The sequence below is a fragment of the Micromonospora endophytica genome, from assembly GCF_003236305.1.
In the GTDB taxonomy this organism is placed as follows: Bacteria; Actinomycetota; Actinomycetes; order Mycobacteriales; family Micromonosporaceae; genus Micromonospora; species Micromonospora endophytica.
Window position 1 is genome coordinate 1 of the sequence record NZ_POTX01000060.1, and the last position, 17944, is coordinate 17944.

Sequence of the window (17944 nt, forward strand, 5' to 3'; positions counted from 1 at the left end):
CTGGTGGGGGTTAGGTCAGGGGGGCGCCGCCGGGTTGGGCGACGTTGTTCACCGTCAGCTGGTACGGCGCGTACTGCGACTGCTGCTCGGTCGGCTCGTCGTAGCCGACGATGGCTACCACCTTCGGGAAGGCCAGCAGCGCCAACGTCGGGACCACACCGAGGGTGAAGCTCGACTTGCCGTCGACCTCGTACTGGTAGGCGATCTTGTTCTTCTCGTCCAGGCCGACGAAGCGGACGTTCCAGTTCGCCACCGGCGTCGGAGCGATCTCCGACGGCGAGTCGAACGGCTCCAGGCTGGACCCGTCACTGACCAGCGTGCCGCCGACGGCGATGTCGTCGATCCGCAGGCCACCCTCGTTGACGCCACCGTCGCTGACGTACCGGAAGCTCAGCAGCACCTCCTGGCCGGCGTACGCGGACAGGTCGAACGAGTGCGGCTCGAAACCGTTGGTGGTGCCGTTCAGCGCCGGGCCGAGCGGACCGGTCACGGTCTTGTCACCCGCGATCGGGGTGTAGCTCTCGCCGCCGTCGGTGGAGACGCTGACGTAGCCGTAGTCGTAACCGGCCTCCGCGCCGTACTTCGCGAGGAAGGTGAGCGTCGGGTTGCCGGCCGGCACCGTCACCGGGGTGACGGCGGCGGCGTCGGTGCTGCTGGCGTTACCGGACCAGAGCACCGGGTTGCCGGCCCGGTCCGGGTCGTCGCTCACCGTCGTCCAGGCCAGCGGGATCGCCGGCAGCGTCTTCGCGCCCTGGAACTTGACCGAGCGCAGGTCGCCCCGGCCCAGCGGCTTGCCGTTCGCCTTGCGCAACTGCACGTAGTCGGCGCCGTTGGGGGCGGCGCCCGGGGTCGCGTACGACGCCGGGTTGTCCAGGTTCACCGTGGCGTTCAGGCTGGGCGTGGTGACCTTGCGCTTGTCCTTGCCGAGCACGACGCCGAGCTTGGAGTTGCCCACGATCCGGTCGACCAGGTTCATCGTCTGGTAGTCGTGGATCACGTCGTACATGTCCTTGACGCCCTCGTCCTTCAACGCCGCCTCAAGGCTGGCCAACCCCTGAAGGTCGCCGTCGCGGTGCAGGCGGGAGATGAAGTCCAGGCCGTAGCGGTCGTAGAGGAAGAGTACGAACGAGTAGACGTTGCCGTAGTCGGCGAGCACGCCACTGGCGTTGCTGCCCTCGTTCCACAGGTTTATCGAGTTCTCCGGACCACCACAGTCCCGTGGGTTGGTGTTGTAGTCCGTCTGCACCGTGCCGAAGCCCTGGAAGCAGTAGATGTGCCCGTCGGCGCCGGGCTGGTCGACCCGGGCCCGCGCGTCGACGTAACCGGCGAGCGTCTGCACAAAGTCGGAGAGACCCTCGTTGAGCCAGACGGTCTCGAACGGGTCGGTGTAGTAGTGCGCCAGGTGCTGCCACTCGTGGATGAACGTGCCCTCGTACAACTGCGGGCGGGCCGGGCGGCTGGTGCACAGGTCGTCGGTCGGCTCGTTCGGCGGGTTCGCACCGGTCCGGTGTGCCCAGTCGTACGCGTCGACCGTCATGATGTTGCGGTCGAGCACCTCGTTGAAGTACGAGAAGTGGAACCCGGCGATGTAGCTCGGGAAGGCCGGGAACTCGTAGAAGTTGTCGTCCCGGACGTTGTCGACCAGCGTGACCGTGCGGTTGCCGGCACCGGTGAAATCACCGGCGAGCAGCGCGTTGCTGCCGTCCCGGTCCGGCGGGGTGCTGAACGCCGCCACCGACTTCGGGTACATGTTCGTGTCGAACTCGTGGACCAGGTCGGCGACCTGCTGGTCGGTGACCACCGTCGAGTTCGGAATCTGCCGGCGGCAGTCGCCCTCCGGGAACTCGGTGTCGTTGGCGACCCACACCTCGATGTTGTCGCCCACGCCCCGCAGCGTGAACGGCTTCAGGTAGATGATGCCCTGGTAGTCGTCGAGCGCCAGCCACTGGCGTACGGTCCCCACCGGCGGCGTCTCGGCGGCCGGTGCCGCGGAGCGCGCCTGGGCGCGCGGCTGATACTGGGTGGCGGTGTCGATCGGCTTGCCGTTGAAGGTGAAGTCTTTCCTGGTCAGCTCGCGGACATCAGTGGCGAGCCCGGTGGCCGGCGCGGGAGCGGGCTGTGCCGCCTCACCGCTGGGCGCGGCCGACGCCGTCGCCGGATGGGCGACGACGGAGAGCAACGGTAGGACAATGGCGCTGGCTGCAATCCCCGCAATGCGGCGACGTGCCATGGAACCTCCTCGTCGATGGAAGAACCGGCCGGCATTCCGGACGAACCGGCGCCGACGGGTCTGCGCACGCTGATCGAGCGTCTTCGTGACCTCAACACACCGACATCGATCAGGCAAGTGGTGGGCTCATGGAAACACCGCGACCGAGGTGAGCATCGTCGTCGGTCGCGCGGGCGGCCGATCGAGCGTCCCGTGTCCTACGCGACGAAGGCAGGGAGCAGGCCGGAGAGTTCGCTACGCCCAGCAATCAAGGCAGAGAGTTGTCGGATGCTGGACACGCCGTAGTTGCCGCTGGCCGTGCCCGGGTGGGACGGCCAGCGGCGTGACGAGGGTCGTGGGTTACCGGCCCACCGGTGCCCGCTCGACCGCTCCGCTGGGGACCGGGCGGAACGAGGGGCGGGACAGGGCGCTCGGCCACCAGGTGCGTCGACCCAGCTCCAGGGCCAGCGCCGGGACGAGCAGGGTGCGGACCACGAACGTGTCCAGCAGCACCCCGACGCTGACGATCACCGCCATCTGCACCGACGGCACCAGCGGCAGCACGCTCAACGCGCCGAAGGTGGCGGCCAGCACCACGCCCGCGCTGGTGACGACACCACCGGTGACGGTCAACGCGTGCAGCACACCCGGGCGGTGCCCGCGCCGCGCCGTCTCCTCGCGGGCCCGGGTGACCAGGAAGATGGTGTAGTCCACGCCCAGGGCGACCAGGAACAGGAACGTCTGCAACGGGTTCCCGACGAACAGCTTCGGATAGCCGATCGCGGCCAGGATGAAGCCGGCGGCACCCAACGCGGCCAGGTAGGACAGCACCACGCTGACCAGCAACAGCAGCGGCGCGACAAGGGCCCGTAGCAGCAGCACCAGCACCAAGAAGACCACCGCCAGCACCAGCGGCGCGACCAGCCGGTTGTCCCGGTTGACGGTCCGTTCCTCGTCCAGCACGTGCGCGCTGAACCCACCGACCAGCGCCTGCCCGTCGGGCACCGCGTGCACCGCGTCGCGCAGGCGTGTGACGGTGGCCAGCGCCGCGTCGCTGTCCGGCACGTCGGCCAGGACCGCGGTGACGCGTACCCACCGGCCGTCCGCCGACAGTTGCGGCGCGCCGACCTCGGCCACCCCCGGCACGGTACGCGCGGCGGCGACCACCTGGTCCGCCGGCCCGGCCGCGGCCAGGATCTCGACCGGTTCCACAGTGCCGCCCGGGTAGTGCGCCTCGATCATCCGCTGACCGGTGATCGAACCGACCTCGGTGGTGAACGTCTCCTCACCGGGCAGGCCGATGCTCAGGTTGCCGATGCCGAAGCTCAGCACGATCAGGGCGGCGGCCGTGCCGAGCCACACCGGACGCGGCCACCGCCCCACCAGACCGGCGACGCGCCGCCACACCCCGTGTTGGGCGGCCACGTCCACACCGGCCGCATCCGGCACGTGCCGGGGCACGAAGGGCCAGAACAGCCACCGTCCGAAGAGCACGAGCACCGCCGGCAGCAGCGTGGTCATGGCCAGGAACGCCGCGCCGATGCCGACCGCGCCGACCGGCCCGAGACCCCGGGTGGACGGCAGGTCCGCGGCGAGCAGGCAGAGCAGACCGAGGACCACCGTCGCGGCCGAGGCGGCGATCGCACCGTACGACCGGCGCAACGCGACAGCCATCGCCGCGTGCCGGTCGGCGTGCCGGCGCAACTCCTCCCGGTAGCGGGCGATCAGCAGCAGCGCGTAGTCCACGCCGACGCCGAAAACCAGCACCGTCATGATGGTCTGGCTCTGGAAGTCCACCGCCAGCCCGGCATGCTTGGCCAGCAGATAGACCACCGCGCCGGCCAGCTGGTTGGCCAACCCCACGGTCACCAGCGGGACCAGCCACAACACCGGACTGCGGTACGTGACGAGCAGCAGCAACGCGACAGTGCCGGCGGTCGCCAACAACAGCGTGGTGTCCATCCCGCCGAACGCCTCGGAGACGTCGTCGTCGGCACCGACCTGGCCGGTGAGCGCGATCCGCAGACCGGCCGGCGGGTCGGCGGTCAGCCGCTGCTTGATCTGCGTCGCCGCCTCGGTCCGCTGCTCGTCGTCCCCGGCGACGGGAAAGGAGAGCAGCAGCGCCTGCCCGTCCGCGCTGGGTATCGGCGGGGACACCTGGCCGCCGTCGGCGTACCGGACGAAGGCCGCCCGGTCCTGCTCGGACCTGGCCCGGTCGGCGTCGGTGAGCCCACCGTCGCGGACGTAGACGACGACGGCGAGCGGCTGCCGCGAGTCCGGGAACGCCTGCTGCGCCCGCTGCGCCGCCCGACTGGACTCGGCGGTCGCCGGCAGCGCCCCGAGCGTGTCGTTCTGCTGCACCTCGGTCAGCTTGACGGCGAGCGGGCCGGCCGCCGAGACGAGCACGAGCCAGAACACGATGAGCGCGTACTTGCTGCGCCGGCCGGGCGACAAACCGGCCAGCACCCTTTTCCTCAACCTGGTCATGCACTGATCCTTCGACCCGCGCGGGCCCCGGGCAGGAGTGTCAGGTCCCGTCCTTTGGTGGTGCTGGCACCACCGCTTTCCGGGCCGCCGCTGCGGAAGAATGAGGCCGTGGACAGCTCGGTACGCGCCGCGTTGTGGCGCTGGGCGCGACCCGGCCTGATCAGCGCCGGGCAGGGCCTCACCGTCGGGCTGCTCAGCGTGACAAACCTGGCGTTGTTCCTGCTGTCGGTGGTGTCGCTGCTGCTGATTCCCGCGCTCGGCATCGGCTTCGTGCTGTTTCCGACGGTGACGGTGCTGGTGCGCCTGTCGCTGACCCTGCAACGCCGGATGAGCCGGTGGGCCGGCCAGCCGATCGTCTCGCCGTACCAGCCGGTGCCGGCCGGGATGCCGCTGGGCAGCTGGCGGCGGTTCCGCTGGACCGTCTCCGACCCCGCCACCTGGCGGGACTTCGGCTGGCTGCTGCCCGGCACGGTCACCGGCGCGGTCTGTCTGCTGGCGTTCGCGCTGCCGCTGTACGGCCTCGAAGGCATCCTGCTGGTGCCACTGATGATCTACCTGATCACCGACGGCTACGGCTACGCCCTCTTCTGGCCGATGGAGAACGCCGTCGAGGCGTGGCTCTGCGGCCCACAGGGCTGGCTGATCCTCGGTGCCGGGCTGACCGTCGGCCCCTGGCTGCTCTGGCTGCACTTCCGCTTCGCCGGCTTCTTCCTCGCCCCCACCCAGGCGCAGGAACTGGCGCTGCGGGTCCGGCACCTCACCATCACCCGCGCCGACACCATCGACACCCAGGCCGCCGAGCTGCGCCGGATCGAACGCGACCTGCACGACGGCGCGCAGGCCCGGCTGGTCGCCCTGCGCATGAGCATCGGGCTGGCCGCGGAACTACTCACCCACGACCCGGTCCGGGCCGCCCGCCTGCTCGGCGAGGCGCAGCAGGCCAGCGGCCAGGCACTTGTCGAGCTGCGTGATCTCGTACGCGGAATCTATCCGCCGGTGCTCGCCGAACGCGGCCTGGACGGGGCGGTGCGCGCCCTCGCCCTCACCGTCACCCCGCCCGTGGACGTCGACATCGACCTGCCCGGCAGCCCGCCGGCAGCGGTCGAGGCCGCAGCCTACTTCGCGGTCGCCGAGTTGCTGGCCAACGTGGCCAAACACAGTGCCGCGCGGCACGCCTCGGTGCGGCTGGCGCACGCGGCCGGCATGCTCCGGATGGAGGTCCGCGACGACGGGCACGGCGGCGCCACCTTCGACGCCGGCAGCGGCCTGGCGGGTGTACGCCGCAGACTGGCTGCCTTCGATGGCACCATGACGGTGACGAGTCCGCCCGGCGGACCCACAATCGTGACCATGGAGCTGCCGTGCGAGTTGTCATCGCGGAGGACCTCGCCCTTCTCCGGGACGGTTTGACCCGCATCCTCGACGCGTACGACTGCACAGTTGTCGAAGCCGTCGCCGACGGACCCAGCGTGCTGCCCGCCCTGACCCGGCACCGCCCCGACGTGGCGGTCCTCGACGTACGCCTGCCACCCACCTGCACCGACGAGGGCCTGCAAGCCGCCCTCGCCGCCCGGCGGCAACTCCCCGGCCTGCCCATCCTGGTGCTCTCCCAACACGTCGAGCAGCTCTACGCCCGCGAACTGCTCGCCGACCGCGCCGGCGGCGTTGGCTACCTGCTCAAGGACCGCGTGTCGAACGTCGGCCAGTTCATCGACGCGGTCCGCCGGGTCGCCGCCGGCGGCATGGTGATGGACCCCGAGGTGGTCTCCCAACTGCTGGCCCGCAACGCCGGCGCGGACCGGTTGGGCGAATTGACGGCGCGGGAGCGCGAGGTGTTGGGCCTGATGGCCGAGGGACGGTCGAACGCGGCGATCGCCGGCCGACTCTTCGTCACGGAGAGAGCGATCAGCAAACACATCAACAACATCTTCAGCAAGCTCAGCATGCCCCCATCGGACGACGACAACCGCCGGGTGCTGGCAGTGCTGGCGTACCTGAACAGCTGAGGTGCTCAGCAGCGAGGCTGCGTGTTCTCCGAGCCGATCAGGCCGGACGACCAGGCGTACGCGGCGAACGGCTGGAGCTACGGCCAGAGCAAGATCGGCGCAACCTTCGCCCGACTGCGTACGCAGAACGGCCGGCACACCTTCTGCGTGAAGCAGCCACACGAAAACGAGCTTGCCTGCGCAGAGATATCCGCCCGGGGCGAGATGCATTCCGCTCCTGGCGATGGAGTTTTATCCGACCATCCGCATCGTCAGGACCCGCCGGACCGCCCGCCTCGGCAGGATGGTGCTCTGCCTGGACGAGGTCGACGGGCTGGGCACCTTCTTCGAGATCGAGGCGATGGTGAGTGGGGACCAGCCGGCGGGCGAGGTGCAGCAGGACCTGGACGCCTTCGCCCGCTCTCTCGGGACCGACCTGATCCGGACCACCGAGACGTACGACTCGCTGCTGTGGGCGGCGTTGTCCCTCCCGCAAGAGGAGACGCAGAACCTCCGCAAGGAAATCCGCTACACGTGATGAGGATGTGTACAGGGTTTCCTTGTGAGATTGAAGGGAGGGTGCATAAGTATTACTTGAGGAGGGCGGGTAATGCTGATCCAGCATCCGTCCGCCACCCAGCAGGAGTTGGCCGCCCTCGTCGGCGTCTCGCAACCACGGATCTCCCAGGCTCTGGCCGCGCTGGCTGACAAAGATCTCGTGCAGCGCACGCCGAGCGGTTGGGCCGCGCGGGACATCGATGCGGCGATCCGCTGGTGGCTGGCAACCTACCCAGGACCGGGCGGCATCACCATCTACTGGTACGCCCTGGCACCAGCGGTCGAGCAGGCCCGAACTGTCGTCTCACTGATCAAGGCGACCGATCCGGTGGGCGTCGCCGTCTCCGGTGATGTCGCCGCCGACATCATCGCCCCTTGGCGCGCCCCGACCCGCGCCATCCTCTACGCCCACACCGGACTCAACCTGGTCGACGCGGGCTTCATCCCAGCCGGAGAAGAGGAGGCAACGCTCGAACTCACCGTGCCGAGAGATCCAGGTCTGTGGCCGCTACCCGGTACGGCATCAGGTGGGCTGTCGCTAGCCGACCCGCTCCAGGTTCTCTGGGACGTGTGGCGCTCACCCGGCCCCGACAGCGAGGAGGCGGCGCAACGTGTGTGGGCCGTGCTGCGTCGCGAACGTGATTAGAGGTGTGCGGCATGACCGGATTAGATAGAGCGTAGCCACGCTTCGTCTCGCTCGTCTCCACCAGCCGGGCGGCAGTCGCCGGGTTCCTCACCCGCGCCGACCTGACGCAGGTCACCACAACCATTGACCTGGACTATCGAATCGTTGATGAGCACATGGTCACCCTGCTCGTGGCGCTACACGGCGAACGCCGGCTTCGCCGCTATACCGACCGTCGTTCAGGACAACGGTCGTCTTTTACCGACTTGTCTATCGAGCCCGCGCCTTTTCAGGGGTCCCGGTGTCTGTGCTCAGCCACTACGGTCTGGAGACGTCTGTCCGAAGCTCCTAGGCTGCCAGCGACCAACATCCGGGGTGAGATTGTATGAGAGCGGACACTGTCCAGCTCGTCCACGTCTTTGGCACGGATCGTCGGCATGTCGTGCCGGTCTTCCAGCGTCCATACGTGTGGAACCGTGAGCGAAACTGGGAGCCGTTGTGGTCAGACGTCCGGATGGCGGCGGAGGAGGTCGAGGCAGAGTTAAGTGGCGCAGTCCCTACGTTGATAGGTCAGCCGCGAGCCCACTTCCTTGGCGCGATCGTGCTTGAGCGTTTGCCGCCTGCGCCCGGCCGGATCCTCGCGATGAATGTGATCGATGGACAGCAGCGTCTGACCACGCTGCAAGTGCTGCTGGCTGCGTGCTGGGCGGCGGCGAAGACGCATGCTGCCGATAACGCCGAGGCACTTCTGAAGCTGTTTCTGCACAACACCGAACAGCTCGTTCACCCAAACCACCCGTATGAGCGCTATAAGGTCTGGCCATCGTTGCCAGACCGAGACGCGTTCAAGAGGATCTTCATTTCCGAGCTGCCGCTTTTTCGAGCCGACGAACATGGACTCGTCACGGCTCGTCGCTACTTTGACGACGAGGTTCGTGCGTGGCTGGCGGACTGCCCAAAGCCAGTCGACCGGGCGGATGCGCTCGTTATCGCCCTAAGGGAGCGGCTGGGATTTGTCGAGATCCAGCTTGAGGGGCAAGACGATGCGCAGGTCATTTTCGAGACCCTGAATGACCGTGGTACCCGACTCCGCGCTTCGGACTTGGTGAAGAACACACTCTTCCGGCTTGCCGAGCAGCAGGGACAAGATGTCACGACGCTGCACGAGGAGTTCTGGGCACCCTTCGAAGCGCCTTGGTGGGCCGAGGAAGTCACCACTGGGCGATTCAAGCGTGCGCGCATCGACCTGTTGCTGTCGTACTGGTTGTCCATCCAGATCGGGCAGGAGGTGCCCATCGAGCGACTGTTCGCAGACTTTCGCCGCTGGCAAAACAGCACTAATGCACTCGCGGTCGATGTGTTAATCGACCTGGCGCACCATGGCAGGGCAATGCGGCACCTCGAAGGGCTCGCCGGAGTGGACCCCACCGGCCAGTTGCTCCAAGTGCTGGACATGCTCAAGACCACCACCCCAGTGCCGATCCTCCTTCATCTGCGGGCCCGGGACGGAGTTCCCCGTGAGCAGCGGGAAATCGCCGCTCGTGCCATCGAATCACTGATCGTGCGCCGCTTTGTCTGCGGTCTCACCACCAAGGACTACAACCGTCTCTTCCTGTCGGTGCTTCAGACCATCCGGCAGGCCGAGGACGTGGGAGTAGGGGAGCTGTTACGCGATCAGCTCGCCAGGCAGACAGCCGAGTCGCGTTACTGGCCCAATGACAGCGACTTTATCGGCGGATTGCTGCAAGACAACCTTTACCGGACGCTCCGTGGACCGCGGCTCCGTGTGCTACTCGCCGGTCTGGAGAGCCAACTGAGAGGTGACAAGAGTGAGCAGCCTTTCAGCCCCGCGCAGGCCGCGAACCTTAGTGTCGAGCATCTGTTGCCGCAGGAGTGGGCGCAGCACTATCCGCTACCTGCCAATCTGCCTGAAGAACAGGCGAAGGGCAGTCGGGCTGCCGCTCTGCACCAGCTCGGCAATTTGACGCTGACCACCAAGAAGCTCAACTCTTCGATCAGCAATGGCCCATGGGCTCAGAAGCGTGCGGAGCTCAACAAGTATGGTGTGCTCCTATTGAATTCCGCCACAGTTCTGCAGCCCTACGAGACGATGCCTGCAGAAGTAGCGCAGCGGTGGTCGGAGGGGTGGACCGAGGAGCAGATCGGCATGCGCACCTGCATCCTGATCAAATTCGCATTAAAGAACTGGCCTCGACCGGATTGATCGGAGCCGCAGCGCCTACTGCTCGCTTTGTCCTTGGCTGGCTGCCTTTCCATTCGCCGTGATTACGGATTCTCCGATTCGAGGCTGACGCGGAGTTCCTCGATGGCCTTCAACGCTTCCTCCTCCTCGATGTTGTCGACCCACCGAAGGCGCCACTGCGACTCGGTGGTAAGTACCGTGTCGAGTGCCCTTATTGCCATTTCTCGTAGCGATGAGTTCACTTTAATGTCGTCGCGGCCGAGGAGGAACCGTGGGGCGTAGGCCGAGTCTGATGATGGCCTGCCAGTGAGTGACTGGACGACTGTAGCGGCTGCGGCGATGACTTGGGCTGCGCGGCTCGGGGAGAGGTGGGAGCCCGCCACGACGGCCGCTTCGAGCGTGCGTCGCACGAGGTCCGTGCGTCTATCCGGTGCGCTGTCTTCCAGTGCCCCGCACCACTCGACGGCGTCGTCGTTGTCGAACGGCCCGAACTGCCATGTCGCCATCAATCCTCCTCCGGGTGGCGTAACCCAACCACATCATCCCGCTGGGCAGGCGAGAGGGCTCGAACCCCGACTTCTCCCTGCTGAGAGGTCCCGCGCAGCGTTGCTGGAAGCATGAGCCCGCCGAGTATGCCGGGCGCGTCACTAGGAAGATCCACAACTCCGCGGTATGCTTCTGCAATGCTTGAGCAGCTAGAAGAGCCAGTGAAGGACCGCACATCCGTGGAGTTGTTTGCTGGCGGTGGTGGGCTGGCTATGGCAGTGCATCGAGCGGGGTTTCGGCCTTTGCTCGTGAACGAGCTTGTGAAGTATGCCTGTGACACGCTCCTGGCTAACGTTGCTGTTCGGAGGGGCGACGAGGAGCGGATCCCCGGGCCCAATGAGCGTTGGCCCTTGGTCTCGGGTGATGTGAGTAATGTCCAGTTTGAGTACCTGTGGGATCGCGTAGACCTGCTCGCGGGCGGGCCGCCGTGTCAGCCGTTCAGTCTGGGTGGCATCGCCAAGGGCGACGAGGATAAGCGCAACATGTTCCCGCAGATGTTCCGCGCCATCCGCGAGATTCAACCGAAGGCGGTCATCTGCGAGAACGTGCGCGGCCTGCTCCGCCCGTCATTTAAACCGTATTTTGAGTACATCGAGCGCGAGCTGCGATTGCCCTTCATTGAGCGCGACGAGACCACTAACTGGCGCGAGCATGATGAGGTACTGCGGGATCGGCTAGCCGAGGAGCCGACAGATCCGAAGCAGCGATACGACGTGGTCACCATGAAGGTGAACGCCGCTGATTACGGCGTCCCTCAGGTCCGAAACAGGATCATAATCGTAGCGTTCAGGTCAGATCTTGGGATCGACATGCAGCGTTTCGAGCAAGCAGTGAGTCCGCGGTACTCGGAGGCGGCGCTGATCCGGTCAATGCTGGACGGTACCTACTGGGAACGGCATCCCGATGTGCCCGGCCACGTACGGGAGCGTCTCATGGCCCGGCTGCCGGACACCCCTCCGAAGGAGGACGGCATGCTTCCTTGGCGAACCCTACGCGATGCGATTAAGGGGATTGACGGACAGCGTCCACTGCCTCCTGTGCCTTGGGACAGACTGGATCGGCGTGAGTATGGACTCGGCGGGCTCACCGACCACATTGGCTGGCCCGACGCACGCATCTACCCCGGGCACACGCCGAACGAGCTTGATCGGCCGGCAAAGACCGTCAAGGCTGGGGTGCATGGAGTTCCCGGCGGCGAGTCGGTAATGTTGACCGACGACCTGTTATCCGAATCGACTGCGGGCTCGCCATACGCCTACAAGCACCGATACATGACCGTACGCGAGACAGCGCGAGTCATGACCTTCCCCGATGGTTGGAAACTCGCCGGGCCGCGGGGTGAACAGATGCGGCAACTCGGCAACGCCGTGCCCGTGATGCTTGGCGAGTTCTTCGCCCGAGCCATCGCCGCTGCCCTCGATGAGGCTGAGGGCACACCATGACTTCGACCGCCACTCGCTCCGATAACCGTTGGGCGGAAAGGCCTCCGCCATCAAAAGCGTGGAAGGGCCGGCAGGGCCGTAGCAGGCGGGCCGCTTCGCTCGAACAGGACCGCGCCGCTGGAGGGCTCGACTGCCGGTGGGTCGATCTCGGCGATGGGAGGCGCGCCCGTGCGTCTGTCGAACTCAAGCTGTTGCCTCGCACCCGCAGGATCCGTGCTTACTTGCGGTGGTCAGACAGAGGCCGCTCACCCACTCGGTATCTTGGCGAGGTCGAGCACGCTACCCGCGCGGAGAACCTGTCTCAAGGGTGGCGCTTGGCATCGGCTAAGGGGCTTCTCGTCACGCTGGCCCCCTCCAAGAATTCATGGGCAAAGAACCCGGCCGTACGGGCGGTGATGCGCGCCAACAAGGCCCGCGATACCGGCCCGGAGCAGCGGATACGCTCACTCCTCCACTCAAAAGGACTGCGATACCGGGTTAACGTTAGGCCTCTTCGGGAGCTGCGTCGCACGGCCGACGTAGTATTCACGGCCTCCCGCGTCGCGGTTTTCATCGATGGATGCTACTGGCATGGATGTTCCGAGCACTATCGCCCGGCTCGTGCTAATGACAGCTTCTGGCGAGAGAAGATCGACGGCAACCGCGCACGGGATCGGGAGACTGACCAGTTGCTCGCTGATGCTGGTTGGACCGTGATCAGGATTTGGGAGCACGAGGACCCGGCGGAGGCTGCCGACCGCGTTGAAGACATGCTCAAGAGAGTCCGTGCGGCTTGGCCGTCCTCAGACGAGGAATCGCCTGAACGACGCCGCCTAACGACCTGAACTCAGAGCCTATCCGGACAGCATAACTACTCCTCCTCCTGTGTCCACACGTCGTCGGGTGGCCCGTCGTTGTCAGGAGCCGGGGCGTGTGATGGTGCACCGCCGTAGACATGTTGGTGGTGCCAGATCAGGTACTTGGAAAGTGGGGGTAAAGCGCCAGCGGGTAAGAGTAGATTATCGGCCAACGGGGGCCTTCCAAATGCGGCGCGGATCGCTGGATCCCTGCCCACGGCAGCGGCGAGAGAATGCTTTAGATGGATACGAAGGCCACCCGTGACGGTTATGAGCCCAGTGTCGAATGCGATGTCGTGAGTGGGGCACGCTGCTAGGCCATTGCGCGCGTCTAGCCTTTCGGCATGACTGCTAGCCCGCCACGCCTTGATGTGGCCGGCTACCAGCATCCGCGCAGCGCCGCCTGTCTCTAGGCGGACAGAAAGGCCGCAAAATACACATCGGTACCCGTGGTTGTGTAGCACCTCACGGGCGAATCGGGGCTGGCCAACCCTCACAGCGGCGACGAGTAGACGCTCAGTTGTCCGCTCATCAAGGTCTGTTCGCGACTCAAGCCAGTTCGCCGAGAGGGCCTGTACGGTGACCTCAACGTCTGCCCTGTCGAGCTTGCTTTGGTTAAGTAACAGAAGCTCAGCGTTGCTATCGGCTATCCCGAGAAAATCAGGCAATCTTTCCGGCCCGATGCCGACATCCCGCGCGGCAGTGAGTATGACACGGTAGACGGCACCGAGGCGTCCAGGAATATCGAGGAGATGAGCTGCTACCTCGATCTCGTGTTTCGCGCCGTTCCGTCTGCTGCCGTCGAGGTTGGCCATCTTCGCCAGGATGCTGCTATTGGGCCGCTGGAAGAGGCGCGCCAGTGTTGGAATGGGCTCCTCGGCCTTGTGGGCGGTCGTGCCACCATATTTCCGATGATTGACCAACAGGCTCGCGGCGAGACATGCCAGCGTCTCCACCGGGAGGAACGCTACTTGACGGCCCGCAGTTACTGGCGAACGGGCGCTAATGGAGCGCCACTGCTTGCGGGCAGAACTTGTCCTGATCCCTACGTAGTCGCTGACACTGAGCACGGATAGCATCCTTCTGGCGGCCTACCTACTCATGGAGCCCGACGAGTGGATCGGACTCGCCCGCGTCTTCATCGGCAAAATCCGGATCCACCTTTCCCCCAGCGAACTGGCGGGGGCCTAGGGTGTAGGTAATCTGGCCGTCCGGCTCACGCCGCCACCAGCCGAGCGCACTGTCGTACTGCTGGCGCTCTTGATACATGATGAGATAACCGGGCAGAGCGGTTAGCTGCCACCCCTCAGGGAGTGCGGCGATAAGCTGGGGTGCGAGATTCCTGATCGATATGGGCTGGCCCGGGCTAGTCAGCGAGGTGCTCTGGTAGATCTTTTGGGCCCCGGTGCTTTTATCAAACCGTAGGCGGTAGGGTAGTTGGCGGGTGGCTTCATCCAGAATCGCGCCGATCCGCTGCGAACCCGGCCCCAAGAGGATCCGATAGTCGAGGTTGATAGGATATAGGGCATCGAAGTGGGCTGCCTTGACCACGCTCTTGTCTCGATTGCGCCCGGGGTCGTTGTTCCCGAAACCATTAGTGTTCCATGGGATGCTGTCATGTTCCCGGTAGCGCTTGATGAGAAGTTTCTCAGGCGCGGCTGCGTCGAGATCCTCGTCGACATAGGCACATATAAACCGCACCGTATCGGATGCGATGCCAGTGCGACCGCATAGCTTACGGTGATGCTGGGTTAGTCGTTCCTGGAGGGACGTAGCCGCCTTGCCGACATACACGCGTTGGCCGTTCAAGTACAGCGTGTAGACACCAGGACGCCCTGCGACACCGGAAAGGTACGCCAGCGTCAGGGGCGCGGGTTCCAGCGGGCGTAAGGTTGTCTCCAACTGATCGGCGAGGGCGCGAGTAATGCTGAGACGGAACTCCGCCGTCCACTGTTTAGTCACCTGGCACCTCCAACGGCAGGCTGGGTCAGGTAGTTTGACATGGCATAGTTCGAGATCCAAATGTGCAGCGGAGCCGGCAGATTATCATCTGGACCTAGATCGAGACGCAGGCAGTTCTGATGGGGATGCTCCGGGTTCGGGGCATAGCCGGAGTTGCAGATACTTCCTCTGGCGGGCGTCGGTCCAGGTGACGCCCAATGCCGGTTCCGGCACGGCCGGGGACCTCAGAGACCACTCGGCCGGCTGCCACTTCCATACCATTATTGCCCGACATGTCCGTTCCGTGTCCATGGCTCGGGATCTTCCTATCTCAACTTCATGCCGGACAGACTCCCGATCTAGCGTCGGATATACGACAAGACCTCAAGACTTTGCTCTAGGTGGTCTCGCCTTACAAATTTCTGTGTTGTAAGGTGGCCATCTTGGATCAGTATTATTTATATATGGGGAGCTAATGCCAAGACATCTGGTCAACATGGATGCCTTGATTCCTCGCGAGGATTTCGAAGTCCATACTCCGGAACCGGTCACGGAGCCGTCTATCTTAAGTACCACAATGAAAATCACGGATCTTGGTCCTGAAAGCCTGATTTACAACGTTCTTCGCAAACCCGACTTCCAACGCGAGACCGCCAACTGGACGCCAGAGAAGGTTGCGGAGCTTGTGAGGAGCTTCCTTGAGGGCGATCTTATCCCGTCGGTCATCCTATGGCGTTCACCAAGAAGTGGCAATATTTTCGTTATCGATGGCGCCCACCGTCTAAGCGCTCTTGTTGCATGGGTGCATGATGATTACGGCGACAAGCACACGTCAATGCGCTTTTTCGATAACACGATACCGGTAGAGCAGAAGCGGGCGGCTGATGGGGCGCGGAAGATCATTAACGATAGTGTAGGCTCGTACGCTGAATTGAGCTCGGTCTTGCGCAACCCGGGTACCAGTGATAAGAGCAAGCTGCGCCTGGCCCGAAACTTGAGTGCGTTCGCCTTGCATTTGCAGTGGGTCGTAGGTGGAGCAGAGAAAGCCGAAAGTAGCTTCTTTCGCATTAATCAGCAGGCTACGCCAATTGACCAAACCGAGCTCGATATGATCAAAGCTCGACGAAAGCCGAATGCGTTAGCTGCTCGTGCTTTCATACGTGCGGGAACTGGCCACAAATACTGGTCTGATTTCGAGGTGGATACCCAGGAGGAGATTGAGAGAATTGCGAAGGAGGTATACGAGTTGATGTTTCGGCCTGCTCTTGAGACTTCAATTCGAACGACGGACCTTCCGGCGGCTGGGCGGGGATACTCGTCAGATAGTCTGCGGATGGTTTTTGAGCTTGTGAACTTCGTCAATAACCTTACTCCTGACATGTGGCAGCGGCCGGCAAAAGCTCCGGGGCAGCGTGCAAAGGAGGGAGTTGCGTCGCCGCTACTTGCGGACGACGGAGATGGCAGCAGAACCATCGAGTTCATGCGTGCTGTCAGGAAGGCCGCGAGTCGGATCGCGGGCAACGAACCTGGTTCGCTTGGATTGCATCCTGCGGTGTACTTCTACAGCGCAACCGGCCGTTTCCAGCCTGCTGCATTCTTGGCGACCGTTGCTCTTGTGGTGGAGCTTGAAAAGAAGAAGAGGATCGCTGCCTTCACGGATGTCCGCGCAGCGTTCGAAGAATTTCTCGTCACTCGCAAATATTTCCTAAACCAGATTGTCCGAAATTATGGCAGCATGCAGCGAGCGGTTGGCCCCATTCACGTGATGCACCGAACGGTTTTTGACTGCTTGACGCGGCAACTTGCGGGCGACGAAATTGTCGTTGATCTTAAGCGGCAGCCTTCCCTTCGCGCGTCGCTTAAGGAGATCACAGATGATGATCGTCAGCATGGGCGGAATTTTTCGACGGAAACCAAGAATATGATAGTTCTTCGAGGTGTTCTCGAAGGCGCCACTCGTTGCGGTATATGCGGTGCACGCGTGCCGCTTGGGTCGGCCTCGATTGACCACAGGCTACGTAAAGCTGATGGCGGCACGGGAATGCCCGAGAACGGCCAGATCGCGCATCCCTACTGCAATACAGGCTACAAGGAGAGCAGGCACGCCCAGCAGCGAGGTTCACAGGCAGCGCTTTTCGCGATGGAGGATAATGGATAGAGCTCTACGCGGATGGCGATTTGTTATAAAAGGCATTTCTGGCTAGCGTGGTAAGTTCTGAAAATGGTTTCCATATTGCGCCGCGCTCGCTTGCCAGAATGGATCTGACTCGGTTTGCGAACTCGTCCATGACGACGTCAGAGGATGCTAGGAAGGGCGTTGCGGCAGCGATCATCTTTAGCTCTCGGGCTTCGCGCAATAGCGGCCAGCACGGATCTGCGATTACGTTGGAGCCGTAGGTGGCAGCTAGCCTGACGTGCTCTTCGGACTTGCCGAAGCGAGCTGCGCCCACAGCCACTGCTGCGAGGTCGACCTGCCAGGGGCCGATGCAGGTGGCGTCGAAGTCGCACATGACGATTCGGCCGGAGGGTTCTCGAAGGAGATTGCCGGCGTGGGCGTCCCCGTGGACGAGGCGAGGGGTCGTCTGCTGCATCAGGGCTGCCACCTGCGGCTCTAGACGGTCACACCACCTCGAAAGGAAGTCGGCGTCTTCCTGCCTGAGTCCTTCCGCGTCGGCTAACCGTCGGCGGGCATCGCCGATCGGATCCCACTGCGGTAGATCGATCGGGGGAGTGGGAAGAGAGTGGAACTCGCGGAGGACCTGGCCGAGGTCGGCGACGGTGGGAGCGGGTGATGTGGGCGGAACGTAGGTCCACACAGAAGCACTGAGATCGCCCACAACCATCGGCTCTTGGGCTGCTGCGGCCAGCCGGATGGCGGGTGCGTTGATCTCCGCGAACCAGCGCGCGAGGTCGATCACCTTGGTGACCCGGTCGTGGAGCCGATGGGTCCGGGCAATCCGGATAACCAGGTTGGCCTCGGGAAGGGCGAAGACGGCGTTGTTGGTGAGCTGCAGCAGCCGGACGTCGCCGGTCGGCACGGAGAGCTGGGCAGCGATCTGCCGCATGGCGTCTGTCATCGCTTCTTCGGTGAACCGGCCTGTGGTCCTCATGC

At 64.4% G+C, this 17944-nt stretch carries 14 protein-coding genes; 8 read left to right on the forward strand and 6 right to left on the reverse strand.

Going from position 1 to position 17944, the window contains the following annotated elements; all coding sequences use genetic code 11:
* Positions 1–10 precede the first annotated feature (10 nt).
* Positions 11–2179, reverse strand: coding sequence for a choice-of-anchor J domain-containing protein (locus tag C1I93_RS11660; protein ID WP_223256690.1), 2169 nt, complete (start codon positions 2177–2179; stop codon positions 11–13).
* Between the two features lie 390 nt (positions 2180–2569).
* Positions 2570–4696, reverse strand: a complete 2127-nt coding sequence (locus tag C1I93_RS11665) for an MMPL family transporter (RefSeq protein WP_111243282.1) — start codon at positions 4694–4696, stop codon at positions 2570–2572.
* A 57-nt stretch (positions 4697–4753) separates the two neighbouring features.
* Between C1I93_RS11665 and C1I93_RS11670 the strand changes: the two genes are divergently transcribed.
* The 5 genes from C1I93_RS11670 (at position 4754) to C1I93_RS11690 (ending at position 10088) form a co-directional block, all read left to right on the forward strand.
* Entirely contained in the window at positions 4754–6106 is a 1353-nt protein-coding gene (locus C1I93_RS11670; protein WP_223256689.1) for a sensor histidine kinase, read from the forward strand.
* Positions 6058–6702, forward strand: a complete 645-nt coding sequence (locus C1I93_RS11675) for a response regulator transcription factor (protein WP_111243283.1) — start codon at positions 6058–6060, stop codon at positions 6700–6702. The genes C1I93_RS11670 and C1I93_RS11675 overlap by 49 nt, the downstream gene beginning before the upstream one ends.
* 223 nt (positions 6703–6925) lie before the next feature.
* Positions 6926–7219, forward strand: a complete 294-nt coding sequence (locus C1I93_RS11680; RefSeq protein ID WP_111243284.1) for a CYTH domain-containing protein — start codon at positions 6926–6928, stop codon at positions 7217–7219.
* A 72-nt stretch (positions 7220–7291) separates the two neighbouring features.
* Positions 7292–7885, forward strand: coding sequence for a MarR family transcriptional regulator (locus C1I93_RS11685; RefSeq protein ID WP_111243285.1), 594 nt, complete (start codon positions 7292–7294; stop codon positions 7883–7885).
* A 364-nt stretch (positions 7886–8249) separates the two neighbouring features.
* Positions 8250–10088, forward strand: a complete 1839-nt coding sequence (locus C1I93_RS11690; protein WP_111243286.1) for a DUF262 domain-containing protein — start codon at positions 8250–8252, stop codon at positions 10086–10088.
* A 62-nt stretch (positions 10089–10150) separates the two neighbouring features.
* Here C1I93_RS11690 and C1I93_RS11695 read toward each other — a convergent pair whose 3' ends face one another.
* Positions 10151–10573 carry a DUF4259 domain-containing protein gene (locus C1I93_RS11695; protein ID WP_111243287.1) on the reverse strand — a complete coding sequence of 141 codons (423 nt, stop codon included), beginning with the start codon at positions 10571–10573 and terminating at the stop codon, positions 10151–10153.
* A 177-nt stretch (positions 10574–10750) separates the two neighbouring features.
* On the opposite strand from C1I93_RS11695, the gene C1I93_RS11700 reads away from it, so the two are divergent.
* Both C1I93_RS11700 and C1I93_RS31965 read left to right on the forward strand, forming a co-directional pair.
* Positions 10751–12055 (forward strand): DNA cytosine methyltransferase, encoded by a 1305-nt coding sequence (locus C1I93_RS11700; protein WP_111243288.1) that lies wholly within the window; start codon positions 10751–10753, stop codon positions 12053–12055.
* 395 nt (positions 12056–12450) lie between these two features.
* A complete protein-coding gene (locus C1I93_RS31965) occupies positions 12451–12879 on the forward strand; it encodes a very short patch repair endonuclease (RefSeq protein ID WP_212808736.1) in 429 nt (142 codons plus the stop codon).
* Positions 12880–12905: 26 nt separating this feature from the next.
* On the opposite strand, the gene C1I93_RS11710 is transcribed toward C1I93_RS31965, so the two are convergent.
* Together C1I93_RS11710 and C1I93_RS11715 are read right to left on the reverse strand one after the other, a co-directional pair.
* The gene (locus tag C1I93_RS11710) at positions 12906–13847 is read right to left on the reverse strand and encodes an HNH endonuclease (RefSeq protein WP_181445128.1); all 942 of its coding nucleotides are present in this window, start codon (positions 13845–13847) and stop codon (positions 12906–12908) included.
* Positions 13848–13986: 139 nt separating this feature from the next.
* Positions 13987–14853 carry a GIY-YIG nuclease family protein gene (locus tag C1I93_RS11715; protein WP_181445129.1) on the reverse strand — a complete coding sequence of 289 codons (867 nt, stop codon included), beginning with the start codon at positions 14851–14853 and terminating at the stop codon, positions 13987–13989.
* 475 nt (positions 14854–15328) lie between these two features.
* On the opposite strand from C1I93_RS11715, the gene C1I93_RS11720 reads away from it, so the two are divergent.
* The gene (locus C1I93_RS11720) at positions 15329–16990 is read left to right on the forward strand and encodes an HNH endonuclease family protein (protein WP_220039566.1); all 1662 of its coding nucleotides are present in this window, start codon (positions 15329–15331) and stop codon (positions 16988–16990) included.
* Between the two features lie 4 nt (positions 16991–16994).
* Here the strand turns inward: C1I93_RS11720 and C1I93_RS11725 are convergent, their stop codons facing one another.
* A complete protein-coding gene (locus tag C1I93_RS11725; RefSeq protein ID WP_111243292.1) occupies positions 16995–17942 on the reverse strand; it encodes an aminoglycoside phosphotransferase family protein in 948 nt (315 codons plus the stop codon).
* Positions 17943–17944: the final 2 nt, after the last annotated feature.